Source organism: Streptomyces sp. Ru73 (assembly GCF_002920575.1).
Classification (GTDB): Bacteria; Actinomycetota; Actinomycetes; order Streptomycetales; family Streptomycetaceae; genus Streptomyces.
In genome coordinates this window covers 1-21,966 of the sequence record NZ_PQSQ01000023.1, presented here as the reverse complement: position 1 = coordinate 21,966, position 21,966 = coordinate 1, and the positions used below count along the sequence as shown (strand labels likewise).

Genomic DNA, 21,966 nt, shown 5'->3' with positions numbered 1-21,966 from the left:
CCCGGCGCGGGGCCCGCCCGGGGCCCCGCACGACGGCTCACCGCCCGACGAACCTCGGCTTCTCCTTCTTCACGAACGCCTCCACCGCGATCACGTGGTCCTCGGAGGCGCCCGCCCGCGTCTGCAGCTCGTCCTCCTTGGCGAGCGTCTCGGGCAGCGAGTGGTCGGTGCCGTACGCCAGCGACTCCTTGATCGCGGCGTACGCGGCGGTCGGGCCCTGCGCCAGCCGCAGCGCGAGCGCGCGGGCCTCGGAGGCCAGTTCGGCGGCGGGCACGACCTTGTTCGCGATGCCCAGCTCGTACGCCTCCTGGGCGCTGATGCTGCGCGGGAAGAGCAGCAGGTCGGCGGCGCGGCCGTGGCCGATCAGCCGCGGCAGCGTCCAGGACATGCCGGAGTCGGCGGTCAGCGCGACGCCCGCGAACGAGGTGTTGAAGGAGGCGGTGTCGGCGACCAGGCGGTAGTCGGCGGCCATCGCGAAGCCGGCGCCGGCCCCGGCGGCGACCCCGTTGACCGCCGCGACGACCGGCTTCGGCATGCCGGTGAGCGCCTCGACGATGGGGTTGTAGTGCTCGCGCACCGTGCTCAGCGCGTTGCCCTCGCCCCTCTCGCGGGTCTCGGCCAGCAGCCCGATGTGCTCCTTGAGGTCCTGCCCGACGCAGAAGGCGCGGCCCGTGGCGGTCAGCAGGACGGCGCGCACGGCGGGGTCGGCGGCGGCCTCCTGCGCGGCGTCCCGCAGGGCCACCTTGGTCGCCGTGTCGAGGGCGTTCATGGCATCGGGGCGGTTGAGCGTGATCGTCGCAACGCCGTCGGTGACGTCGTAGAGCACGGTGTCGGCCATGGTGGGATCCCTCCGTCGCGGCTCGGGCTGCGCGGGGGAAGCGCAGCCCGCGATCAGGATGCCGGAGATCATCCGCGCCGTGGTGTGACGTACATCAAAGAAAGGCGGCATGCCGGGCAACGACCGGTGGCGCAGTATCGCAGGTGACTCCCCGAATTGGGTGGTTTTGCGAATGTACGTTGCCGAAGGGATGCCCGCTGATGTTGGTCATCGGGTCCTGCGATGCGGGATAATGACATGGAAGCAATGTGTTCGATGCCGGTGACGCGTGCCCCTCTCCAGAGGGCCGTCGGCTGACGATGAGCTGGTTTCAGGAAGGGGAACGAGCATGGCGGCCATGAAGCCGCGGACGGGCGACGGCCCGCTCGAGGTGACCAAGGAGGGGCGGGGCATCGTCATGCGCGTTCCGCTCGAAGGCGGCGGTCGGCTCGTCGTCGAGCTGACTCCCGACGAAGCCAAGGCTCTCGGCGAGGCCCTGGACAAGGTCAGCGTCTGATCCAGGCGCAGCCTCACCGATGTCCGGCCCCGGCGGACGGCGCGTACGACCCTACGCGCCTGCCCCGGGGCCGTGTCGTACTCCGGGCGTAGCGGCCGGGCCCGGAAATACGCGTCCGTGTGTACACGTGTCGGCGTACGACGAGTCGGACCGGTCGTAAGCGCTCTCGCCCGGGGCACCCTACGCACCCTTCCTCACCCGTGACGCACGGGGCCCCGCGCGGTGCCGTCAGCCGCGCTTGACCGCGCACAGCAGGCCGTCGCCCACCGGCAGCAGCGAGGGGACCAGGTGGGCGCTCTCGCGGATGGACCGCAGCAGCTCCCGCAGCCGCTGTATCTCCGCGGGCTGCTCGCCGGAGTCGACGGTCCTGCCGTCGGCGAAGACGCCCTCGAAGCAGACCACCCCGCCGGGCCGCAGCAGGCGCAACGATTCAGCGAGATAGTCCGCGTACTCCATCCGGTCGCCGTCGCAGAAGACCAGGTCATAGCCGCCGTCGGCGAGGCGCGGGAGGACCTCCAGGGCGCCGCCGGGGATGAAGCGGGCGCGGTTGCCGGCGAAGCCCGCGGCGCGGAACGCCTGCCGGGCGAACTGCTGCCGCTCCGGCTCCAGGTCCACGGTGGTCAGGACGCCGTCGGGGCGCATGCCGTGCAGGAGGTAGATGCCGGAGACGCCGGTACCGGTGCCGATCTCCGCGACGGCCTTGGCGTCCGCGGTGGCGGCGAGCAGGCTGAGGGCCGAACCGGTGCCGGTCGAGACCGTGCGGATGCCGGCTTCCCGGGCCCGGTCGCGGGACCAGTGCAGGGCGGCGTCGGCCGTGTCGTCGATGGTCCCGGCGCCGTAGGCCTCGGCGAATGCCAAGCTCGTCTGCCGGTTGCCGGTAATGGCCCTCTCCTGTCCCCGTAGTTGACGCAACCGTGACTGTATCCGCTGAGTGCGGGAACTCGCAGATGGGACCGGGCGTTAGGAAGAAACAGGGGGGATGCGCAGGTGAAGGCGGAAGAGAAACACAAGCAGGACCAAATGCAGGTCAAATCTGCTTATCCGGAGCTAACGGGCGAGGTGGATATGGTAGGGGCTCCACTGGACACCACCAGAGCCACCAGGGGAGGTGCGGCTGCGGCGGGTGACCGAAGGACGCTGCGGCGTTTTCGTAGGTCGGCCGGCGAGCCGAAATCTGTGACCGACAATGCTGACCGAGCCCTCCCTCAGAGCCTCAAGGGCAAGGGCGGGACTCCCACGAACGTCTCCGCACCCACCGCGACCTTCGCCGACGATGCGGACTCGCAGTCGTGGACTCCGCCCAGCTGGGAGGAGATCGTCAGCACCCACAGCGCTCGCGTCTACCGCCTCGCCTACCGCCTGACGGGCAACCAGCACGATGCCGAGGACCTCACCCAGGAGGTCTTCGTCCGGGTCTTCCGTTCGCTCTCGACGTACACCCCCGGCACGTTCGAGGGCTGGCTGCACCGCATCACCACCAACCTCTTCCTGGACATGGTCCGCCGCCGGCAGCGCATCCGCTTCGACGCGCTGGGCGACGACGCCGCCGAGCGGCTGCCCAGCCGCGAGCCCTCGCCGCAGCAGCACTTCAACGACACCCACTTCGACGCCGACGTGCAGCAGGCGCTGGACACCCTGGCGCCCGAGTTCCGCGCCGCCGTCGTCCTGTGCGACATCGAGGGCCTGTCCTACGAGGAGATCGCCGCGACCCTGGGCGTGAAGCTCGGCACGGTGCGGAGCCGCATCCACCGCGGCCGCTCGCACCTGCGCAAGGCGCTCAAGCACCGCTCCCCGGCGGCGCGCGCCGAGGAGCGGGAGCGCGAGCGGCAGCACCGCGCCTTCGCGCCCCTGGCGACAGGGGAGGTCGGAATCGCGTGAGCGGTAGCGGCGGTCAGTCCCCCGCTGAGCAGCATCTCGGCGACCGCCTCGCGGCTCTGGTCGACGGGGAGCTGGGGCACGATCAGCGTGAGCGGGTCCTCGCGCACCTCGCGACGTGCGGCAGGTGCAAGGCCGAGGCCGACGCCCAGCGGGAGCTGAAGAACGTCTTCGCCGAGATGGCTCCGCCCGGGCCCTCCGACGGGCTGCTCGCCCGGCTGCAGGGGCTGCCCGGGGGGGAACCGGGCGCGCCCGCGGGCCGGCTCGGTGAGGGCGGCCTCGGGCGCGGCTCCTTCGGCCGGGGCGGGCTGGACGGCGGCTCCTTCGGCCGCGGCGGCATGTCCTTCGGGTACGCACCCTCCGGCGCGCACGCGGCCCCCGGCCTGCTGCCGCAGCCGGGCGGGCGCGGCTTCCGCATCCACGAGCGCACCGGCGAGCGGCCGGGAGCCACGGCGGCGGCCGGCCCCTCAGCGGCCGGTTCCTCCGTCGGTACGGGCCCCGGTGCCTCGCCCCGGCGGCGCTTCGCGTTCGCCGCGGCGGGCGCGGTCTCCCTGGCGGCCTTCGCGCTCAGCGGCGCGCTGCCGCTGGAGGCGGCGGTCGACCCGGGCGCGGGCCGCGGTGAGGGCGCGACCACCCCGCTGTCGGCCTCCCCGGCCGCCGAGGCGGGCGGAGCCGACGGGCGCCAGCAGCGGCCGGTCGCGGCGCGCGGCTCGCGCGACCGGGACGCGCTGCTCGGCGTGCTGCAGGGGCGGGCGACGCCGGCGGCCGGTTCCGCCGAGTTCATCCCGCGGCCGCGTCCCTGCCGGTGCGGTACGCCGGCTCCTCGAGCGGCGACGGCACGGGGCGGCTCGGCCCCCTGATAGCCCCCGGCCGCCCCGGCACCGCCGGATTCGGTACGGCCTCCGGGCTGGACACGGCCGCGGGCACGGGCGCGGCGCCCGGCACGTCGGCGGACGTGGCCGACGGGCCGTCCGGCGCGGCCGGTGCCGACGGCGGTACGGGCTCCTCGGGCGCGTCCGGCGGCAACGGCCCGGCGCCCTCGGCGCTGGCCTCCCCGTCCTCACCCGTCACGGCGCGCCCCGCGCCGCCGCTGCCCCCCGCTGGAGCCCAAGCGGCCGCTGCTCACGCACAGCGCCTCCGCGGCACACTGACGCTCCGTCGGACCAGGCGCCGGCCCCGTGCCGGCGCCTGGTCCGGCAGCCGCCGGGGCCTGCACGCGACAGGCGTGAACCTGGTTGAATCGCCGGTGGGCCGCGCATCGCGCCACCAGCGCTGCCAGGGGGCGTGCGGCCCCGCACGCGGGCGAATTGTGGGGAGAACATGAACGAGGGCACGGCCTCCGGGCCCCACCACGAGAACCGTTCCGGCCGGCAGACGGCCGACGGGCCGGAGGCGACACCGGGCACGGACGTACCGGCCCCGGCTTCCGAGCGGGCCCCGGGTGCTTCCGGGCCGGACTCGGCTACTGGACCGACCCCGGCTCCCGGACCGGCCGCGGCTTCGGGATCGGCCCCGGCTGCCGGGCAGGTCCCGGCTGCTGGACCGACCTCAGCTCCCGGACCGGCCCCGGCTTCCGAGCGGGCCCCGGAGTCGGCCCCGCAGTCCGCGCCCGAGGCGGGCACCGCGCCGCGGCCGCTGCACCCGGAAGATCCGTACGGCACCCCGCCCTACGGCGGGCCCGGTCCATGGGCCCCGGCACCGCCCGTCCAGCGGCCGGTGCCGACGCCGCCGCACGGGGTCAGCGTGCCGCAGCAGCCGGCACAGACCGCGGCCCCGCAGCCGTACCCCGGCACTCCGGCACCGGGCACTCCGGCACCGGGCGCACCGGGCGCACCGGGCGCACCGGCCGGGCCGCCCGGCACGCCCATGCCGCCGGCGCAGGCCCCGGTCCACCAGCAGCAGCCGCCCCGGCCGGGCGGCGTGCCGCAACCCCAGGCCCAGCCCCCGGGCGCGATGCCTCCGGCCCAGCCGCAGCCGCTGCCGCAGAGCGCGCCGCTCCCGCCCGCGGCCGAGCCGCTGCCCCAGGCCCCGCACCACCCCCTCGGTGCCGAACCGCAGCCTCCGGCTCCGCAGCACGCCCCCGGTCCCTGGGACCGGTACGACCCCTGGGCGGTGCGGACCGCGGACGGGGAGCCGCGTGCGGAGCGCCGCCGCGGGCGGGGGCGGACCGTCGTCGGGGCGGTCGTGCTCGCGCTGGTGGCGGGCGGCGTGGGCGGCGGCGTCGGCGCGTCCATCGAGCGTAACGGAGGCGTCGGCGACGTCCGGCTGCCGCAGGTCTCCGGCGAGCAGACCGGCCGCGCCCCCGGCAGCGTGGCCGGCATCGCCCGCACCACTCTGCCGGGCGTCGTCACCCTGCACGTACGCGGCGGTGGCGAGGAAGGCACGGGCACCGGCTTCGTACTGGACCGCAGCGGCCATCTGCTGACGAACAACCACGTCGTCGCGGCCGGCGGAGGCGACGGCAAGATCTCGGTCACCTTCAGCGGCGGCGAGACCGCCACCGGCCGGGTCGTCGGCCGGGACAGCGGTTACGACCTCGCCGTCGTCAAGGTCGACGGCGTCGACGGCCTGCGGCCGCTCACCCTCGGCAACTCCGACGAGGTGCAGGTCGGCGATCCCGTCGTGGCGATCGGCGCCCCCTTCGACCTGGCCAACACCGTGACCGCCGGGATCATCAGCGCCAAGCAGCGGCCGATCACCGCGGGCGGCGAGGGCGGGGACGGCAGCGACGTCAGCTACGTGGACGCGCTGCAGACCGACGCGCCGATCAACCCGGGCAACTCCGGCGGCCCGCTCGTCGACGGCCAGGCGCACGTCATCGGCATCAACAGCGCCATCCGCGCGGCCGGCAGCGGCGACAGCCTCGGCGGCGAGCAGGGCGGCAGCATAGGGCTGGGCTTCGCGATACCGATCAACCAGGGCAAGCGGGTCGCCGAGGAGCTGATCAACACCGGCCGGGCGACGCATCCGGTGATCGGGGTGACGCTCGACATGGGGTACACCGGGGACGGCGCGCGGGTCAGCGCCAAGGCCAGGGGCGGCGGTGCCGCGGTCACGCCGGGCGGGCCCGGCGCGCGGGCCGGCATCAGGGCGGGCGATCTGATCACCGAGGTGGACGGCTCCGCCGTGCACACCGGCGAGGAGCTGATCATCAAGATCCGCAGCCACCGCCCCGGCGACCGGCTGAAGCTCACGGTCGAGCGGGACGGCCACCGGCGCACGGTCGAGGTCACCCTCGGCTCCTCCACCGACCAGAGCTGACCTGTCACGGAGCGTCGCGGTGGCGGCGATCGTTCGCACGGTGTTGGGGCGGGTGACTCCCGTTGGACGGCCGGGGCCAGGTACCGTGAGAGGCGGCTCGGCCGGGAGGCCGCAGGATGAGCCAGGGACGGATCAAGGAGCTGCCAGGTGTTCTTCGACATAGGACCACTGGAACTGGTCGCGCTCGTGGTCCTCGCCATCCTGATTTTCGGGCCGGACAAGCTCCCCAAGGTCATCCAGGATGTGTCGGGATTCATCCGCAAGGTGCGGCAGTTCTCCGACAGCGCCAAGGAGGACATCCGTTCGGAGCTGGGGCCCGAGTTCAAGGACTTCGAGTTCGAGGACCTCAATCCGAAGAACTTCGTACGGAAGCACGTCCTGGAGAAGGACGAGTACGGCCTCCAGGAGATCCGCAACGGCTTCGACGTGAAGCAGGAGATGGCCGAGGTCACGGAGGCCATCCGGAGCAACGGCGACGGCGGCGGGTCCACCCGCCACAGCCTCACCAAGGAGACTCCGGCCTCCGGCGGCGGCACGCCGGACCGGCTGACGAAGCGCGAGACCCCCGCGGCCGGGGACCGTCCGCCCTTCGACGACGACGCCACCTGATAAGCCCGTATGCCCGGCTGTGTTGACGCGTATGGCTATGCTCCCGTTGTCCGGGGTGAGGTCGCCTGAGGGGGGCGGGCCGCCCACGACGCAGGGCAACGAGGAGGCTCCGCGCACATGGAGACGACGAGGCGGGCCGGTGCACACACGGTGTCCGCTGACGCAGGGGAGAAGGTCGACGGCTATCTGATGGCCGATTTCCCGTGGTACGGCCTGGACGAGGCGTTCACGGGCCCGCGCCGGCTGATGCATGCCGGCGTCACTCCCGAAGGCACGGTCGAGCACGGTTCGCTCGCGCACGGCGAGGAGCCCACCATTCGGGTGGAGACCGTGCCGGACGCCGAGCGCTTCACGGTCGTGGTGACCGTGCCCTGCCGCCCCGTGCGGCGCAGCCCGGACGGCACGGGCGTCCTGGAAGCCACCTCGGTCTCCTCGGCCGCCTGGCTGGCCGGCTCGGGCCTGCTGAACTGCACCTGGCCGGTGCAGATGGAGCGGGCGCTGCGGCAGGACTGGCTGGACCAGCAGACGATGCTCGCCTGGGAGCTGGCCGACGACCTGACCGGTGAGGCCTGGAGCGAGCTCACGCTCCCGGTCGACGGCGTGCCGACGCCGTTCCACTACCGCGAATCGGAGTACGGCTGGGTGCTCGCCGGGTCGACGGGCGACGGCTCGGACGGCGTGCACATCGGCGCGTACGGGCGCGGCATGAGCGCCTACGGCCTCGGCTTCGCGGTCGTCAAGGACATCACCACGTACGAGGGCTGAGCCGCCGGGAGGCGCGTACGCGCACGTCCCGGCGCGAAGCGGAACGCGCGCCCCGGACTCCGCGTGCCCCGTCGGCACGACGAAGGGGCGGACCCGCGGGTCCGCCCCTCGTGACGCCCGGGAAGGCCCGGAGAGCGCTCAGAACTTGTTGCGCGGGGTGATGCCCAGGGACATGCCCGACAGGCCGCGCTGACGGCCGCCCAGCTTGCCGGCGATCGCGCGGATCGCGGCGCCCGCGCCGGATTCCGGGTCGGTGAGCACGACCGGCTTGCCGGCGTCGCCGCCCTCCCGCAGCCGGACGTCGATCGGGATCGAGCCGAGCACCGGCACCTGCGTACCGGTCGTCTTCGTCAGGCCCTCGGCGACCTGCTGGCCGCCGCCCGTCCCGAAGACATCGACGATCTCGCCGTTCGGCAGCTCCAGACCGGCCATGTTCTCGACCACGCCGACGATCTTCTGGTGGGTCTGCACGGCGATGGAGCCGGCCCGCTCGGCGACCTCGGCGGCGGCCTGCTGCGGGGTGGTGACGACCAGGATCTCGGCGTTCGGCACCAGCTGGGCCACGGAGATCGCGATGTCGCCGGTGCCGGGCGGCAGGTCCAGCAGCAGCACGTCCAGGTCGCCCCAGTACACGTCGGCGAGGAACTGCTGGAGCGCGCGGTGCAGCATCGGGCCGCGCCAGACGACCGGCGCGTTGCCCGGGGTGAACATGCCGATGGAGATGACCTTCACGCCGTTCGCCGACGGCGGCATGATCATGTTCTCGACCTGGGTGGGACGGCCCTCGGCGCCGAGCATGCGGGGCACGCTGTGGCCGTAGATGTCCGCGTCCACGACGCCGACCTTCAGGCCGTCGGCCGCCATCGCGGCCGCGAGGTTCACCGTGACCGAGGACTTGCCGACGCCGCCCTTGCCGGAGGCGACCGCGTACACCCGGGTGAGCGAGCCCGGCTGGGCGAACGGCACCTCGCGCTCGGCGGTGCCGCCGCGCAGCGCGGCCGCCAGCTCCTTGCGCTGCTCGTCGCTCATCACGTCCAGGTCGACGGCGACGCTGGTGACGCCCGCCACCTTCGCGACCGCTTCCCGGACGTTGCTGGTGATCGTCTCGCGCATCGGGCAGCCGGAGACGGTGAGGTAGACCACGACCGACACGGCGCCGTCGGCCGCGATGTCCACCGATTTGACCATCCCCAGTTCGGTGATGGGGCGGTGGATCTCGGGGTCGTTCACCGTCGCGAGCGCTTCGCGGATCGCGTCCTCGCTCGGAGCGGCGGTCGTGGGCGTGTCGGTAGCCATGTACTGCATGGTACGGCTCCGGTGGGGGCCTCCGGAAAGCCCTGTCGGCGGTCGTGTACGTCACTCCCGGTGGCGGCGGCGCGACGGCCGCTCGTCGTACCCGCCGTCCTCCCGCTCGGCGTCCCGCCGTTCCTCCAGTTCCTTGAGCATGTCCTGCAGTTCGGAGCGGATCCAGTCGCGGGTGGCGACCTCGCCCAGCCCGAGCCGGAGCGCCGCGACCTCGCGGGTCAGGTACTCGGTGTCCGCGATCGAGCGCTCGTTCTGCTTGCGGTCCTGCTCGCGGCTGACCCGGTCCCGGTCGTCCTGCCGGTTCTGGGCCAGCAGGATCAGCGGCGCGGCGTACGACGCCTGCAGCGACAGTGCCAGGGTCAGGAAGATGAAGGGGTACTCGTCGAAGCGCAGCTGCTCGGGTGCCGTGACGTTCCAGCCGACCCACACGATGATCAGGACGGTCATCCAGACGATGAACCGGCCGGTGCCCAGGAAGCGGGCGATCTTCTCCGACAGCCGCCCGAACGCCTCCGGGTCGTACTCCGGCAGCAGGCTGCGGCGCGGTGCGCGCGGCACGTCCAGCCGGACCCGCGACCGCTCGCCGGTGACCGCGGCGGCCCGCGCGCGCTCCTTGGTGGTCTCCCGCTCATCCACGCCCATGCGCACCCCCGCCCGTGGTACCGGCGGCGCCGCTGCCCGCAGCGCCGCCGCGGTGTCCGTTCCCCTGCGTGCCCCGGTGGCCGTTCGGCCGCTCGTCCTCGCGCTCGCCGAGGTGGTCGCCGGCGTCCACCCCGGGCGCGCCGTGCAGGTCCGTCTCGCGCCAGTCCTCGGGCAGCAGGTGGTCCAGTACGTCGTCGACGGTCACCGCGCCCAGCAGCGACCCGCTCTCGTCCACGACGGGCGCGGCGACCATGTTGTACGTGGCGAGGTAGCTGGTCACGGAGGGCAGCGGGGTGTCCGGCGGCAGCGGCGGCAGGTCGCTCTCCACGATCGCGCCGACGAGGGTGAAGGGCGGGTCGCGCAGCAGCCGCTGGAAGTGGACCACGCCAAGGTACTTGCCGGTCGGGGTCTGGTCCGGCGGCCGGCAGACGTAGACCTGGGCGGCGAGCGCGGGGGAGAGGTCGGGGTCGCGTACCCGGGCGAGCGCGTCGGCGACCGTGGCGTCCGGGCCCAGCACGATCGGCTCGGTGGTCATCAGGCCGCCCGCCGTCCGCTCCTCGTACGACATCAGGCGCCGCACGTCGGCCGCGTCGCCGGGCTGCATCAGGGTCAGCAGCCGTTCCTTCTCGTCCTCGGGGAGCTCGGAGAGCAGGTCGGCGGCGTCGTCGGGGTCCATCGCCTCCAGGACGTCGGCGGCCCGCTCGTCCTTCAGCTTGCCGAGGATCTCGACCTGGTCGTCCTCGGGCAGCTCCTCCAGGACGTCGGCGAGCCGGTCGTCGTCCAGCGCGGCGGCCACCTCGGCGCGGCGCTTGGGGTTGAGGTGGTGCAGGACGCTCGCGAGGTCGGCGGGGTGCAGCTGCTCGAACGTGGCGAGCAGGCTCTCGGCGCCCTGTCCGTGCTCCTCCAGGGAGAAACCGGTGACCTGTGACCAGTCGAGGGTCAACGTTTCTCCGCGGCGCCTGAGCGCACCGCCCTTCCCCTTGCGTACGAAGACCTTCTCGATCTCCCAGTCCCGGCGGGCCGGCAGCTGGGTGATGCCGATGTCGAGGACGGTGACCTCCTCGCCGGTCTCCACGACGCGCACCCGGCGGTCCAGCAGCTCGCCGAGGACCAGGGTCTCCGAGGCGCGCTGTTCGAAGCGGCGCATGTTGACCACGCCGGTGGTGATCACCTGGCCGGACTCCACGCCGGTGACCCGGGTCATCGGCAGGAAGATCCGGCGCCGGCTGATCACCTCCACGACCAGCCCGAGCAGCCGCGGCGGCCGGCCGCCCACCCGCAGCATGGCCACCAGGTCCCGCACCCGGCCCACCTGGTCGCCGTTGGGGTCGAACACCGCGATGCCGGAGAGGTGCGAGACGAACACCCGGGGGGTGACCACCGCCATGCCGTGCGCCTCCGCTCCTTCTCCTCCGGCTCCCGGCGGACCGGGGGCAGCCGACTCCCGATAAATCAGGTGAAATCGCGCTTCGGTCGGCTTCAGGCTAGCGCGCTCCGTACACGGGTGCCCCGGCAGGCACCACCGTACGGCTGTCCGATCGAAGTCGCCTCCCTCTCCTCCGGACGGCGGGCGGCGCACCGGTACGCTGCCGTACTGCCGTCGAGGTCATCCGGCAACCGGACCAGTGCACCAGGAGGCCACGCCACTGTGATCGCTTTTCTGCCAGGGACCCGCCGCCGTCGCGGCGTCGTCCGCCGAGCGGCGGCGGGGACCGCGTGCGTCTCCCTGGCCGTCGCGCTGACGGCCTGCGGGAGCCCGGAGGACCCGGACGCGGGCACCAACGGGGTGGGGAAGCTGTCCCCGACGAAGATCCAGCAGAAGACCCTGGCGGCCGCCGAGGGCGCCCCCACGGTCCGGATCTCCGGCAAGCTGGTCAGCGGCCGCCGCACGTACGAGCTGGACATGCAGCTGACGGGGAACGGCGGCAAGGGCGAGGTGTCCACCAAGGACACGGAGTTCTCCCTGCTGCGCATCGGCAAGGAGCTGTACGTGAAGGCCGACGCCGGCTTCTGGGCGCACCAGGAGGGCGGCACGCCGAGCAGGACCGACAGCGCGGCCGCCGCCAAGCTGGACGGCAAGTACGTGAAGGTGCCCGCGGCCGACCGCACCTACCGGCAGTTCAGCGGCTTCACGGAGAAGGACGCGCTGCTCGACACGCTGCTGACCTTGCACGGCAAGCTCGCCCGCGGCGAGCACAGCACCCTGGGCGGCACCCGAACGATCCGCATCTCGGCCGCGCAGGGCAACGGCGGCACGCTCGACGTCTCCCTGGAGGGCAAGCCGTACCCGCTGCGGCTGAACCGGGCCGGCGGCGCGGGCACCGTGCAGTTCGCCGACTGGGGCAAGCGCATCGACCTCGCCGAGCCGGACAAGAACGACGTCGTGGACTACGGGGAGAGCATCGGCTCGGGCAACTGAGCGCCGGGTCCGGGACGGCCGCGGAGTGCCCCGGCCCGGACCGCCCGCCGCGTCCGTCAGCCGCGACGCCCGCGGCGGAGCAGCTTCGGCAGGGCGGCGGGGACCGGCCCGCGGGTCGTGGCGGAGGTGGGCAGCGGCCGGGCCGCCCGCGCGTCGTCGCCGAAGTCCGTACGGGCGGCGGGCGCCGCGTCCCCGGTCAGCGGGGTCAGCCGCAGCACCCGGCACTCGCGGGCCCAGCGCTCCGGCATGGTGTCGGCGTCCGGCGCGTTCAGCCGCTTGCCCTTCAGCTCGCCGACGGCGGCCTCCCACGGCTCGCTGCGCGGCGCGGCCTCGGTGACCCGGGCCTGCCAGGCGACCAGCCGGCCGCCCTTGTCCTTGCTGCGGACGGTGACGGTGGCGGTGGAGCCGTCGGCGAGGCCCAGGCCGGCGAGCGGCTGTTCCAGGGGGCCGTCGCCCACCAGCCACGCGGCGCCGTCGTGCCAGACGTGCCACAGCGCGCGGGACGGGCCCTCGGTCCCCTGGACCCAGATGAGGCCGGACTTCTTGGTGGCCTCCTCGATGAGCGCCTGGTCGAGCAGCGGCTGGGGCACGGTCTCCGTCATGCCCGTAAGCCTAGCCAGGCACGCCGGGCGGACGCGCCGCCGCCCCGCACGCCGTGCTCCCGCGGCGCGTGCCCTACAGCCAGCCGTTGCGCTTGAAGCCGCGGTGGATGCCGAAGCAGATGACGACGGTGACCATCAGGACGGCCGGGTAGCCGAACTTCCAGTGCAGCTCGGGCATGTACTTGAAGTTCATGCCGTAGATCCCGGCGATCATCGTCGGCACCGCGAAGATCGCGGCCCACGACGTGATCTTGCGCATGTCCTCGTTCTGCGCGACCGTCGCCTGCGCCAGGTTCGCCTGGAGGATGGAGTTCAGCAGGTCGTCGAAGCCGATCACCTGCTCGTTGACGCGCGCGAGGTGGTCGGCGACGTCCCGGAAGTACTTCTGGATGTCGGAGTCGACCAGCCGCATCGGCCGCTCGCTCAGCTGCTGCATCGGCCGCAGCAGCGGCGAGACCGCCCGCTTGAACTCCAGCACCTCGCGCTTGAGCTGGTAGATCCGCCCGGCGTCGCCGCCCTTGGCGGTGGCCGCCGCCTTGCCCTGTGCCTTGCCGTTCGTGCCGGAGCTGAAGACGTCGATCTCGACCTCGTCGATGTCGTCCTGCACGGCGTCGGCGACCGCGATGTAGCCGTCCACCACCTGGTCGGCGATGGCGTGCAGCACGGCCGACGGCCCCTTGCCGAGCAGCTCGGGGTCGTCCTGCAGACGGTGCCGCAGCGCGCGCAGCGAGCCCTGGCCGCCGTGCCGGACGGTCACGATGAAGTCCCGGCCGGTGAAGCACATCACCTCGCCGGTCTCCACGACCTCGCTGGTGGCGGTGAGCTCGGCGTGCTCGACGTAGTGGATGGTCTTGAAGACGGTGAACAGGGTGTCGTCGTACCGCTCCAGCTTCGGCCGCTGGTGGGCGTGGACGGCGTCCTCGACGGCGAGCGGGTGCAGCCCGAACTCCTTGGCGATGCCGGCGAACTCGCGCTCGTTCGGCTCGTGCAGGCCGATCCAGGTGAAGCCGCCGTTCTCCTGGACGTCGGCGATGGCCTCGCCGGGGGTGACGTGGCCGCTGACGCGGCGGCCGTCGCGGTAGACGCCGCAGTCCACGATGGCGCTGTTGGCCGTGGCGGTGCGGGTGTTCTCGTACTCGTACGGGGAGTCGCCGCGACGCCGGGAGGGGCGGACGGCGGCGCGCAGGTCGCGGATCATCGACATGGCGGGCTCCTTCACGGGCCGGCCGTCAGCCGCTGGCGCGGGGGCGTAGCGCATCCCGGAACGTGGACGTACGCGGCATCCTCGGCCGTACGTCCGCAAAGCGGGCGGCGCTCCGTGCGTCGGTACTGACGGCAGTTCGCAGTGCGGGAAGAACAGAGAAAAAGCGCTGGTGCGGGCGTTCTTCCGTCAGAAGCTGCGCGTGCGAAGGGACTTCACGTTTCACCGGGACACGGTGGGGTACGGAAGCTCTCGGATCAGGAGAGTCGCATCATCAGCGGGGCGACGGGAGAACTGCCGGTACTGCACGGTCGACTAGGATCCATGCCAGTCCCACCTCCTCCGGCCGGTCCCTGCTGGGGGACGACGTCTTTCGCTGACCAGATGGCAAGGCTATCAGCCGTCTGAACCGTTACCTTCCCGCTGCGCCGCCCCTTTGCCTGTTCCATACGCGGCCATGGCCCGCGCGGGGGACGGACCGCCGGTCCGGCGGCCGCCCGTATGCTCGCCGCATGTCTGACGTTCTTGAGCTGGTCGAGGCCCGGCTGCTGATGGCTCTCGGGGAGCCGGACGCGCGCGCGGCGGTGACGTTCCTCGGTACGGACCGCATCGAAGTGCTGCGCTACGCCGACCGCGAGCTGGTGCGGTACGTCACGCTCGGCATGTCCGCGAACCCCATGACCGACCCCTCCGAGGTGCTGGCCGACCCGCTGCGCGGCCCCCGCGCCGAGCTGGTCCTGACCGTGCGGAACGGCCGCGCCGACACCGACAAGGTGCTCAGGCCGCTGGCCGTGCTGGCCGCTTCGCCGCAGGTCGAGGGCGTCATCGTGGCGCCGGGCGCCTCGCTGGACGTGGGCGAGCCGCTGTGGCCCGGGGCCCCCTTCACCTCGGTGCTGGTCAGCGAGGGCGGCGGCCTGGTCGAGGACCTGGAGCTGGACGAGCCCATGGAGCCGGTGCGGTTCCTGCCGCTGCTGCCCATGACGCCGAACGAGGCCGCGTGGAAGCGGGTGCACGGGGCCGCCGCGCTGGAGGAGCGCTGGCTGCAGCAGGGCACCGACCTGCGAGACCCGCTGCGGAGCGGCGTACCTCTGGACTGACGCGTGGAGATCGAAACATCACGCTGTGAAGTTGGCGTGAACCGAGTGGCTGTCTGGCCTGAATGTGACCGGCCCCCGTTGCCTTCCGTGCGGCAGCGGGGGCCGGGGCGTACGGGCCCGGGGTTCGCGGGACCGGACCGCGGTCAGCGGGCGAAGACGGAGACGCCGTCCTCCGCCGCGTGCTGCGGCTCCCGCTCCGCCGCCTCGGCGGTCAGGGCCCGGCGGCGTACGCCGACGATCGTCGCGCCGATGACGGCCGCGGCCGCCGCGACCACGAACGGGACATGGACGTCGGTCCACTCCTCGATCTTCGGCGCGAGGAAGGGGGCAGCTGCCGCCGCGAACCAGCGCACGAAGTTGTAGCCCGCGCTGGCCACCGGGCGCGGCGCGTCGGACACCCCGAGGGCCAGCTCGGTGAAGACGGTGTTGTTCAGGCCGATGAACGCGCCCGAGAGGACCGTGCAGACGATCGCCGTGGTGTGGTTGCCGTATCCGAGGACGACCAGGTCGGCGGCGAGCAGGACGAGCGAGCCGCCGAGCACCTTCAGGGAGCCGAAGCGTTCCTGTACGCGCGGGGCCACCAGTACCGAGAAGACGGCGAGCAGCACGCCCCAGCCGAAGAAGACCGCCCCCGACCTGTACGGCGTCATGTCCAGCACGAACGGGGTGAAGGCCAGCACCGTGAAGAACGCGTAGTTGTAGAAGAACGCGGAGACCGCGGCCGAGGCGAGTCCGCCGTGGCCGAGCGCTCTGACCGGGTCCAGCAGGCCCGTCCGCCGCGCCGGCCTGGGCTGCTCCTCGAGGAACACGGAGATCGCGACGAAGCCGACGGCCATCAGGACGGCGGTGCCGAAGAAGGGGTAGCGCCACTTCATGTCGCCCAGCACGGCGCCGAGCAGCGGGCCGCAGGCCATGCCGAGGCCGAGCGCGGACTCGTACAGCAGGATCGCCGCCGCGCTGCCGCCGGCCGCCGCGCCCACGATCACGGCGAGCGAGGTGGAGACGAAGAGCGCGTTGCCCAGTCCCCAGCCGGCCCGGAAGCCGACCAGCTCGCCGACCGAGGAGGAGGTGCCGGAGAGCGCGGCGAAGACCACCACGAGGGTCAGCCCGGCCAGCAACGTCTTCCGGCCGCCGATCCGGCTGGAGACGAAGCCGGTCACCAGCATCGCGAGGGCGGTGATCAGGAAGTAGGAGGTGAACAGCAGGGAGACCTGGCTGGGGGAGGCCCGCAGGCCGCGCGCGATCGACGGCAGGATCGGGTCGACGAGGCCGATGCCCATGAAGGCGACGACCGCGGCGCCCGCGGTGGCCCAGACGGCCATGGGCTGCCGGAGGATGCCGCCGCTTCCGGCGTCGAGCGGATCCCGGTGGGCGGCATGTCTGCCGTGGCTCTGCGTCATGCCGGGTGCCTTCCTGCGTAGTCGCGGGCCAAATGGTTGACGTATACACAGAATAAGTTAGGCGGCCTAATGAGTGCAAGTTGCAACTAACGGAGCGGCACAGGGCGCCCCGGACGGGTGATCGTCCTTGACGCGCGGGCGGCCACGGAGGACCGTTGAGCCCTATGAGGGGCGAACCCAGTTGCCCGAAGTGCGGTGGCCGGGTGCGGGCGCCCGGTCTCTTCGCCGATTCCTGGCAGTGCGACGTGCACGGCACGGTGCACCCGCTGCAGCCGGTCGTGCCGCCGAGCGTCGAAGCGCTGGCCGTCGTGGTCAGCCGTGCGCGCGTTCCCGTGTGGATGCCGTGGCCGCTCCCGGTGGGCTGGCTGTTCACCGGCGTGGCCTGCGCGGGCGACGACCGCAGCGGCGGCCGGGCCACCGCGGTGGCCTGCTCGGGCCCCGGACCGCTGGGCGGTCCCGGCGAACTCGTCCTGATCGCCGAGGAGCTCGGGGTCGGACTCGGCGCGCGGTACGCCGGCATCGACGGACCGGACCCGGGCCCGCACCTGCGTGTCGAGCGGTCGCCGCACGCCAAGGTGATGGCTGCGGGCCGGCCGACCCCGCTCTGGCACGTCGAGGGCGTCCCCGAGGACCGCGCCGTCTTCGCGGGCGAGGCCCGCGGACTGTGGCTGTGGGCGGTCGTCTGGCCCGAGCAGTCGGGGCTGCTCATGTACGACGAACTGGTCCTGACCGACCTGCGGGACGCGGGCGCCGAGGTGGACCTGGTGCCGTGCGGCGCGCTGTCGCCGCGCATCCTCTCCTGAGGTCACGGGCCCGGCACCGCTCGGCGCGTACTGAGAGGGGCGTCACGTCCGGTCCGCGAGTGGCCCGGGGTACGGCGGTTATCCTTTTGGCGTCCCCTGTTGTCCGGCGCCCTGTCCGGCCGTTGCCCGGTCCGCCGTCCCGTCCGTGTCTGGAGTCCGTGTCGTGCGTATCGACCTGCACACCCACTCCACCGCGTCCGACGGCACGGACACCCCGGCCGAGCTGGTACGCAACGCCGCCGAGGCCGGACTGGACGTCGTCGCGCTCACCGACCACGACACCGTCGGCGGGTACGCCGAGGCCAGGGCCGCAACTCCGGCCGGGCTGACGCTCGTGACCGGCGCCGAGCTGTCCTGCCGGCTGCCCGCGCCCGACGGCGGCGGGGACGGCATCAGCCTGCACATGCTGGCCTACCTCTTCGATCCCGAGGAGCCGGAGCTGGCCCGTGAGCGGGAGCTCGTCCGGGACGACCGCATCCCCCGCGCGCAGGGCATGGTCGCCAAGCTCCAGGAGCTGGGCGTGCCCGTCACCTGGGAGCAGGTCGCGCGGATCGCCGGGGACGGCGCCGTCGGCCGGCCGCACATCGCCACCGCCATGGTCGAGCTGGGCGTCGTGCCCACCGTCTCCGACGCCTTCACCGCCGAGTGGCTGGCCAACGACGGCCGCGCGTACGTCGAGAAGCACGAGCTGGACCCCTTCGAGGCGGTCCGGCTGGTCAAGGCGGCGGGCGGCGTCACCGTCTTCGCGCACCCGCTGGCCGCCAAGCGCGGCGTGTGCGTCCCCGAGTCCGCGATCGCCGAGCTGGCCGCCGCCGGGCTGGACGGCATCGAGGTCGACCACATGGACCACGACGGGCCGACCCGCGACCGGCTGCGCGCGCTCGCCGCCGACCTCGGCGTGCTCACCACCGGCTCCAGCGACTACCACGGCAGCCGCAAGACCTGCCGGCTCGGCGAGTACACCACCGACCCCGAGATCTACGGGGAGATCGTGCGCCGTGCGACCGGCGCGTTCCCCGTCCCGGGCGCCGGCGGCTGATCCCGGCCGCCCGGCCGCCCCCCTCTCCGCCCTTCAAGGCTCCTCCGGCGCTCCGCGCCGCCCCGTTCCCGCCGCAGGCGCGCCGTCGTGCGCGCGTGCGCCCGTACCACCTCTCGCAAGGCCATCACCGTGCTCGACCTCGCCGTCTTCGGATCCCTCTTTCTCACCCTTTTCGTGATTATGGATCCCCCTGGGATCACCCCGATCTTCCTCGCCCTGACCTCGGGCCGCCCGGCCAAGATGCAGCGCCGGATGGCCTGGCAGGCGGCGGCCGTCGCGTTCGGCGTCATCGCCGTCTTCGGCGTCTGCGGCCGTCAGATCCTGGCCTACCTGCACATCTCCACGCCCGCGCTGATGATCGCGGGCGGGCTGCTGCTCCTGCTCATCGCCCTGGACCTGCTGACGGGGAAGTCGGAGGCGCCCACGCAGACCAAGGACGTGAACGTGGCGCTGGTGCCGCTGGGCATGCCGCTGCTGGCCGGTCCCGGCGCGATCGTGTCGGTGATCCTCGCGGTGCAGCACGCGGAGGGGGTCGCCGGGCAGGTCTCGGTCTGGGCGGCGATCGCCGCGATCCACGTGGTCCTGTGGCTGGTGATGCGCTTCTCGCTGGTGATCATCCGGGTGATCAAGGACGGCGGGGTGGTGCTGGTGACCCGGCTGGCCGGCATGATGCTCTCCGCGCTGGCCGTCCAGCAGATCATCAACGGCGTGACGCAGGTGGTCACCGGCGCCTGACCGCCGGTCCCGGCCGGGCCGGGCGCCCGGGAAACACGCCGCCCCCGTACGGATCGTCCGTACGGGGGCGCAGCTTTCGGCGGGCCGGTGAGCCGGCGGGCCGGGGGAGCCGGGGGCCGCGTTACGAAGCGGCCGCCGCGGAATCGGCGGGACGGATGTAGATGCGCTGGCCGATTGCGGCGGCCTGCTGCACGATCCGGTTGACGGAGGCGGCGTCCACGACGGTGCTGTCCACGGCGGTGCCGTTGACGTCGTCAAGGCGCATGATCTCGAAGCGCATAAAGGGCTTCTCCCTTCGTCTGATCCTCCTGAGGAGAACTGCTGGGTGGCACGGTTGCCTGTCATCGGTGTCAGGCGTGCCACTGGTGACAACGAAGTGCTGTGAGCAATAATTCCCTACGCTAAAGAAAATTTTCGAGTGTCTAATTACTCACGGGTAAGTTCACTTGTCCCGTGCCACCCCGCCGGTTGTGCCTGCCCCGTCTCCGCCAGGAGAATCGAACCGGTATGAACGACGACGTCCGGCCCGCGGGCCCCACCGATCTCACCGCTGTCGTGGCGGGGATCGAGCGCACGAACGAGCTGCTCCTCCGCGTCCTGGCCGAGGTCGCCACGACACCCTCGACGCACGCGGTCTTCGTCGACGCCGGCTATCTCTACGCCGCGGCCGGCCGGCTGGTGACCGGCACCGAGGACCGCCGCTCGTTCGACCTGGACGCCGAAGGCATCATCGACGCCTTCATCGAGATGACCCGCACCGTCTTCCCCGACAGCCGGCTGCTGCGGGTGTACTGGTACGACGGCGCCCGCCGCCGCATCCACACCCTGGAGCAGCAGTCCATCGCCGAGCTGCCCGACGTCAAGGTCAGACTCGGCAACCTCAATGCCAACAACCAGCAGAAGGGCGTCGATTCCCTGATCCGCTCCGACCTGGAGTCGCTGGCCCGGCACCGCGCCATCAGCGACGCGGTGCTCATCGGCGGCGACGAGGACCTGGTCTCCGCCGTCGAGGCGGCCCAGGGCTACGGCGCGCGGGTGCACCTGTGGGGCATCGAGGCCGTCGACGGCCGCAACCAGGCCGAGCCGCTGCTCTGGGAGGTCGACAGTCAGCGCACCTTCGACCTGGAGTTCTGCAAGCCGTACGTCACCGAGCGCACGGTCCCCGACGGCGGTGCCGCGGGCCCGTCCGACGACGGCCCGGCGCCCAGCCGCGAGGACGTCCGCTTCGTCGGCGCGCAGGTCGCAGCCCAGTGGCTGGCCTCACGCGGCCGGGACTGGACCGCGGACCTGCTGCCCGGCCACCCGTACCTCCCCGGCGCCGTCGACCAGGAGCTGCTGACCACCGCCGAGGGGCTGCTGCGCCACTCCCTGCGGCCGTACGCGGACCTGCGGCGCGTCCTGCGCGACGGCTTCTGGGAGCACGTACGGGCGCAGTTCTAGGCGGCACGCCCGCGTACGCGCTACTGCCCGGCGCCGTCCCCGGCCGCGTCCCAGAAGGACACCAGGGCGGCCGCCGTCTCCGCCGGCCGCTCGACGTTGGGGGAGTGCTCGGCGCCCGCGATCACGGTGCGGCGCGCCCCGAGGCGCTCGGCCATCTCGTCCATCAGCGGCACCGGCCAGGCGTAGTCCACGGCCCCGGACAGCACGTGCTTGGGCAGCGGCACGGCGGCCAGCGCGGCCACCCGGTTCGGCTCGCCCGCTATCTGCCGCGCGGTGCCGATCAGCTGCTCCGGCACGGTGCCCAGCCAGCGGCGGTGCAGGAACTCGGCGATCTCCGGCGGGGTGGTCTCGCCCGCCGCCTCCGGCGGGTCCAGCTCCCGCATCGCCTGCCAGACGGACTCCATGGTCATCGTGGCCAGCGCGTCGATGAGCATCTTGGCGCGGGCCCGCTGCTCGGGGGCGACCGCGGCCGGGCCGGAGCTCATCAGGGTCAGCGAGCGGTAGGGCGCGGCGTCCTCGAGCACCGCTGCGCGCGCCAGCAGCCCGCCGAGCGAATGACCCAGCAGATGCACCGGGCCGGCCTCCAGCGCGGCCGCCTGCGCGGCGATGTCACGGGCCAACTCCTCCTGCGCGTACGCCTGTTCCTCGCGCGGCCCGGGGGACTCGTACTGGCCTCTGCCGTCCACGGCCACCGTGCGGTAACCGGCCGCCGCCAGCGGCGCGAGCAGTGGGAGGAAGTCCTCCTTGCTGCCCGTGAAACCCGGCACCAGCAGGACGGTGCCGCGTACCGGACCGTCGGGACGCGCGTCGTGCACCGCGAACTCACCCCGCCCGGTGACGAGCCGGTACGCACCGGCACACGCGGGCAGCTCAAGGAACGGAGGCCTACTCATGGACCAGAGGCTATCCGGGCCGGATGACCGGCGGGTGCCGGAAGGATGACCTCCGGACCGTGCGCGGCCTGCGGCGGTGCCACGGGGCGGCGGGCACGACGACGGCCCCGCACCGACCGAGCGGTACGGGGCCGTCGATGGCCTGCGGATCAGCCCTCGGCCGGGGCCTCGGCCGACGCGGCCGTCTTCTTGGCCGCGGTCTTCCGCGTACGGCGCGGCTTGGCCGGAACCTCGTCCGTCGCGACGTCACCGGTGGCCGTCTCGGCCTTCGCGGTGGTCTTCTTCGCGGCGGTCTTGCGGGTGCGGCGCGGCTTGGCGGGCGCCTCGGTGGTCTCGGCCGCGGGCTCGGTGCCCTCGGCGGTGTCCACCGCGGCCTCCGCCTTCTTGGCGGCGGTCTTGCGCGTACGGCGCGGCTTGGCCGGTGCCTCGGCGGTCGCCTCGGTGCCCTCGGCCGACTCGACGGCGGCCTCGGCCTCCGGGGCGGCCTTCTTGGCGGCGGTCTTGCGGGCACGGCGCGGCTTGGCGGGCGCCTCGGTGGTCTCGGCC

The 21,966-nt window shown here is 73.1% G+C and carries 22 protein-coding genes and 1 pseudogene; 12 read left to right on the top strand and 11 right to left on the bottom strand.

The window, feature by feature from the left end:
- Window positions 1-37: 37 nt before the first annotated feature.
- Window positions 38-838, bottom strand: coding sequence for an enoyl-CoA hydratase/isomerase family protein (locus C3486_RS13395; protein ID WP_103832884.1), 801 nt, complete (start codon window positions 836-838; stop codon window positions 38-40).
- Window positions 839-1,166: 328 nt separating this feature from the next.
- Here C3486_RS13395 and C3486_RS13390 point away from each other — a divergent pair, with 328 nt between their 5' ends.
- Window positions 1,167-1,334 (top strand): DUF3117 domain-containing protein, encoded by a 168-nt coding sequence (locus tag C3486_RS13390; RefSeq protein ID WP_103832883.1) that lies wholly within the window; start codon window positions 1,167-1,169, stop codon window positions 1,332-1,334.
- Between the two features lie 228 nt (window positions 1,335-1,562).
- Here the strand turns inward: C3486_RS13390 and C3486_RS13385 are convergent, their stop codons facing one another.
- A complete protein-coding gene (locus C3486_RS13385) occupies window positions 1,563-2,246 on the bottom strand; it encodes an O-methyltransferase (RefSeq protein WP_103832882.1) in 684 nt (227 codons plus the stop codon).
- 264 nt (window positions 2,247-2,510) lie between these two features.
- Here C3486_RS13385 and sigE point away from each other — a divergent pair, with 264 nt between their 5' ends.
- The 5 genes from sigE to C3486_RS13360 all read left to right on the top strand — a co-directional run bounded on the left by sigE (window position 2,511) and on the right by C3486_RS13360 (window position 7,844).
- Window positions 2,511-3,212: an RNA polymerase sigma factor SigE gene (sigE, locus tag C3486_RS13380; protein ID WP_103832881.1), complete on the top strand. Its 702-nt coding sequence runs from the start codon at window positions 2,511-2,513 to the stop codon at window positions 3,210-3,212.
- Entirely contained in the window at window positions 3,209-4,069 is an 861-nt protein-coding gene (locus C3486_RS13375; RefSeq protein ID WP_103832880.1) for a zf-HC2 domain-containing protein, read from the top strand. Before sigE ends, C3486_RS13375 begins: the two co-directional genes overlap by 4 nt.
- 460 nt (window positions 4,070-4,529) lie before the next feature.
- On the top strand, window positions 4,530-6,470 hold the full coding sequence (locus tag C3486_RS13370) for a trypsin-like peptidase domain-containing protein (protein WP_103832879.1): 1,941 nt from the start codon (window positions 4,530-4,532) through the stop codon (window positions 6,468-6,470).
- A 147-nt stretch (window positions 6,471-6,617) separates the two neighbouring features.
- Window positions 6,618-7,079: a sec-independent translocase gene (locus C3486_RS13365; protein WP_103832878.1), complete on the top strand. Its 462-nt coding sequence runs from the start codon at window positions 6,618-6,620 to the stop codon at window positions 7,077-7,079.
- A 117-nt stretch (window positions 7,080-7,196) separates the two neighbouring features.
- A complete protein-coding gene (locus C3486_RS13360) occupies window positions 7,197-7,844 on the top strand; it encodes a hypothetical protein (protein ID WP_103832877.1) in 648 nt (215 codons plus the stop codon).
- Window positions 7,845-7,982: 138 nt separating this feature from the next.
- Here the strand turns inward: C3486_RS13360 and C3486_RS13355 are convergent, their stop codons facing one another.
- The 3 genes from C3486_RS13355 to C3486_RS13345 are packed head-to-tail and all read right to left on the bottom strand — an operon-like array spanning window position 7,983 to window position 11,178.
- Window positions 7,983-9,140, bottom strand: a complete 1,158-nt coding sequence (locus C3486_RS13355; RefSeq protein ID WP_103832931.1) for an Mrp/NBP35 family ATP-binding protein — start codon at window positions 9,138-9,140, stop codon at window positions 7,983-7,985.
- Between the two features lie 60 nt (window positions 9,141-9,200).
- Complete coding sequence (locus tag C3486_RS13350; protein WP_103832876.1) at window positions 9,201-9,791, bottom strand: DUF1003 domain-containing protein; 591 nt, start codon at window positions 9,789-9,791, stop codon at window positions 9,201-9,203.
- Complete coding sequence (locus C3486_RS13345) at window positions 9,778-11,178, bottom strand: magnesium transporter MgtE N-terminal domain-containing protein (RefSeq protein ID WP_181138533.1); 1,401 nt, start codon at window positions 11,176-11,178, stop codon at window positions 9,778-9,780. The genes C3486_RS13350 and C3486_RS13345 overlap by 14 nt, the downstream gene beginning before the upstream one ends.
- 261 nt (window positions 11,179-11,439) lie before the next feature.
- Between C3486_RS13345 and C3486_RS13340 the strand changes: the two genes are divergently transcribed.
- On the top strand, window positions 11,440-12,210 hold the full coding sequence (locus C3486_RS13340; RefSeq protein WP_308461238.1) for a hypothetical protein: 771 nt from the start codon (window positions 11,440-11,442) through the stop codon (window positions 12,208-12,210).
- A gap of 56 nt (window positions 12,211-12,266) precedes the next feature.
- Here the strand turns inward: C3486_RS13340 and C3486_RS13335 are convergent, their stop codons facing one another.
- Together C3486_RS13335 and C3486_RS13330 are read right to left on the bottom strand one after the other, a co-directional pair.
- Complete coding sequence (locus C3486_RS13335) at window positions 12,267-12,812, bottom strand: hypothetical protein (protein WP_103832875.1); 546 nt, start codon at window positions 12,810-12,812, stop codon at window positions 12,267-12,269.
- A 73-nt stretch (window positions 12,813-12,885) separates the two neighbouring features.
- Window positions 12,886-14,016 (bottom strand): magnesium and cobalt transport protein CorA, encoded by a 1,131-nt coding sequence (locus tag C3486_RS13330; protein WP_103832874.1) that lies wholly within the window; start codon window positions 14,014-14,016, stop codon window positions 12,886-12,888.
- A gap of 509 nt (window positions 14,017-14,525) precedes the next feature.
- On the opposite strand from C3486_RS13330, the gene C3486_RS13325 reads away from it, so the two are divergent.
- The gene (locus tag C3486_RS13325; protein ID WP_103832873.1) at window positions 14,526-15,110 is read left to right on the top strand and encodes a suppressor of fused domain protein; all 585 of its coding nucleotides are present in this window, start codon (window positions 14,526-14,528) and stop codon (window positions 15,108-15,110) included.
- A 143-nt stretch (window positions 15,111-15,253) separates the two neighbouring features.
- Here C3486_RS13325 and C3486_RS13320 read toward each other — a convergent pair whose 3' ends face one another.
- Window positions 15,254-16,510, bottom strand: coding sequence for an MFS transporter (locus C3486_RS13320; RefSeq protein ID WP_103832872.1), 1,257 nt, complete (start codon window positions 16,508-16,510; stop codon window positions 15,254-15,256).
- A 164-nt stretch (window positions 16,511-16,674) separates the two neighbouring features.
- On the opposite strand from C3486_RS13320, the gene C3486_RS13315 reads away from it, so the two are divergent.
- From C3486_RS13315 to C3486_RS13305, 3 genes are all read left to right on the top strand, one after another.
- Complete coding sequence (locus C3486_RS13315; RefSeq protein ID WP_103832871.1) at window positions 16,675-17,313, top strand: DUF6758 family protein; 639 nt, start codon at window positions 16,675-16,677, stop codon at window positions 17,311-17,313.
- A gap of 163 nt (window positions 17,314-17,476) precedes the next feature.
- Window positions 17,477-18,352 (top strand): PHP domain-containing protein, encoded by an 876-nt coding sequence (locus C3486_RS13310; protein WP_103832870.1) that lies wholly within the window; start codon window positions 17,477-17,479, stop codon window positions 18,350-18,352.
- 129 nt (window positions 18,353-18,481) lie between these two features.
- The gene (locus C3486_RS13305; protein ID WP_103832929.1) at window positions 18,482-19,087 is read left to right on the top strand and encodes a MarC family protein; all 606 of its coding nucleotides are present in this window, start codon (window positions 18,482-18,484) and stop codon (window positions 19,085-19,087) included.
- Window positions 19,088-19,208: 121 nt separating this feature from the next.
- Here the strand turns inward: C3486_RS13305 and C3486_RS37250 are convergent, their stop codons facing one another.
- The gene (locus C3486_RS37250) at window positions 19,209-19,367 is read right to left on the bottom strand and encodes a hypothetical protein (RefSeq protein WP_181138532.1); all 159 of its coding nucleotides are present in this window, start codon (window positions 19,365-19,367) and stop codon (window positions 19,209-19,211) included.
- 227 nt (window positions 19,368-19,594) lie between these two features.
- Between C3486_RS37250 and C3486_RS13300 the strand changes: the two genes are divergently transcribed.
- Entirely contained in the window at window positions 19,595-20,527 is a 933-nt protein-coding gene (locus C3486_RS13300; protein ID WP_103832869.1) for an NYN domain-containing protein, read from the top strand.
- A 20-nt stretch (window positions 20,528-20,547) separates the two neighbouring features.
- Here C3486_RS13300 and C3486_RS13295 read toward each other — a convergent pair whose 3' ends face one another.
- Together C3486_RS13295 and C3486_RS13290 are read right to left on the bottom strand one after the other, a co-directional pair.
- Entirely contained in the window at window positions 20,548-21,420 is an 873-nt protein-coding gene (locus C3486_RS13295) for an alpha/beta fold hydrolase (protein WP_103832868.1), read from the bottom strand.
- A 149-nt stretch (window positions 21,421-21,569) separates the two neighbouring features.
- Window positions 21,570-21,966: pseudogene (locus C3486_RS13290) on the bottom strand (ATP-dependent helicase); the annotation flags it as partial.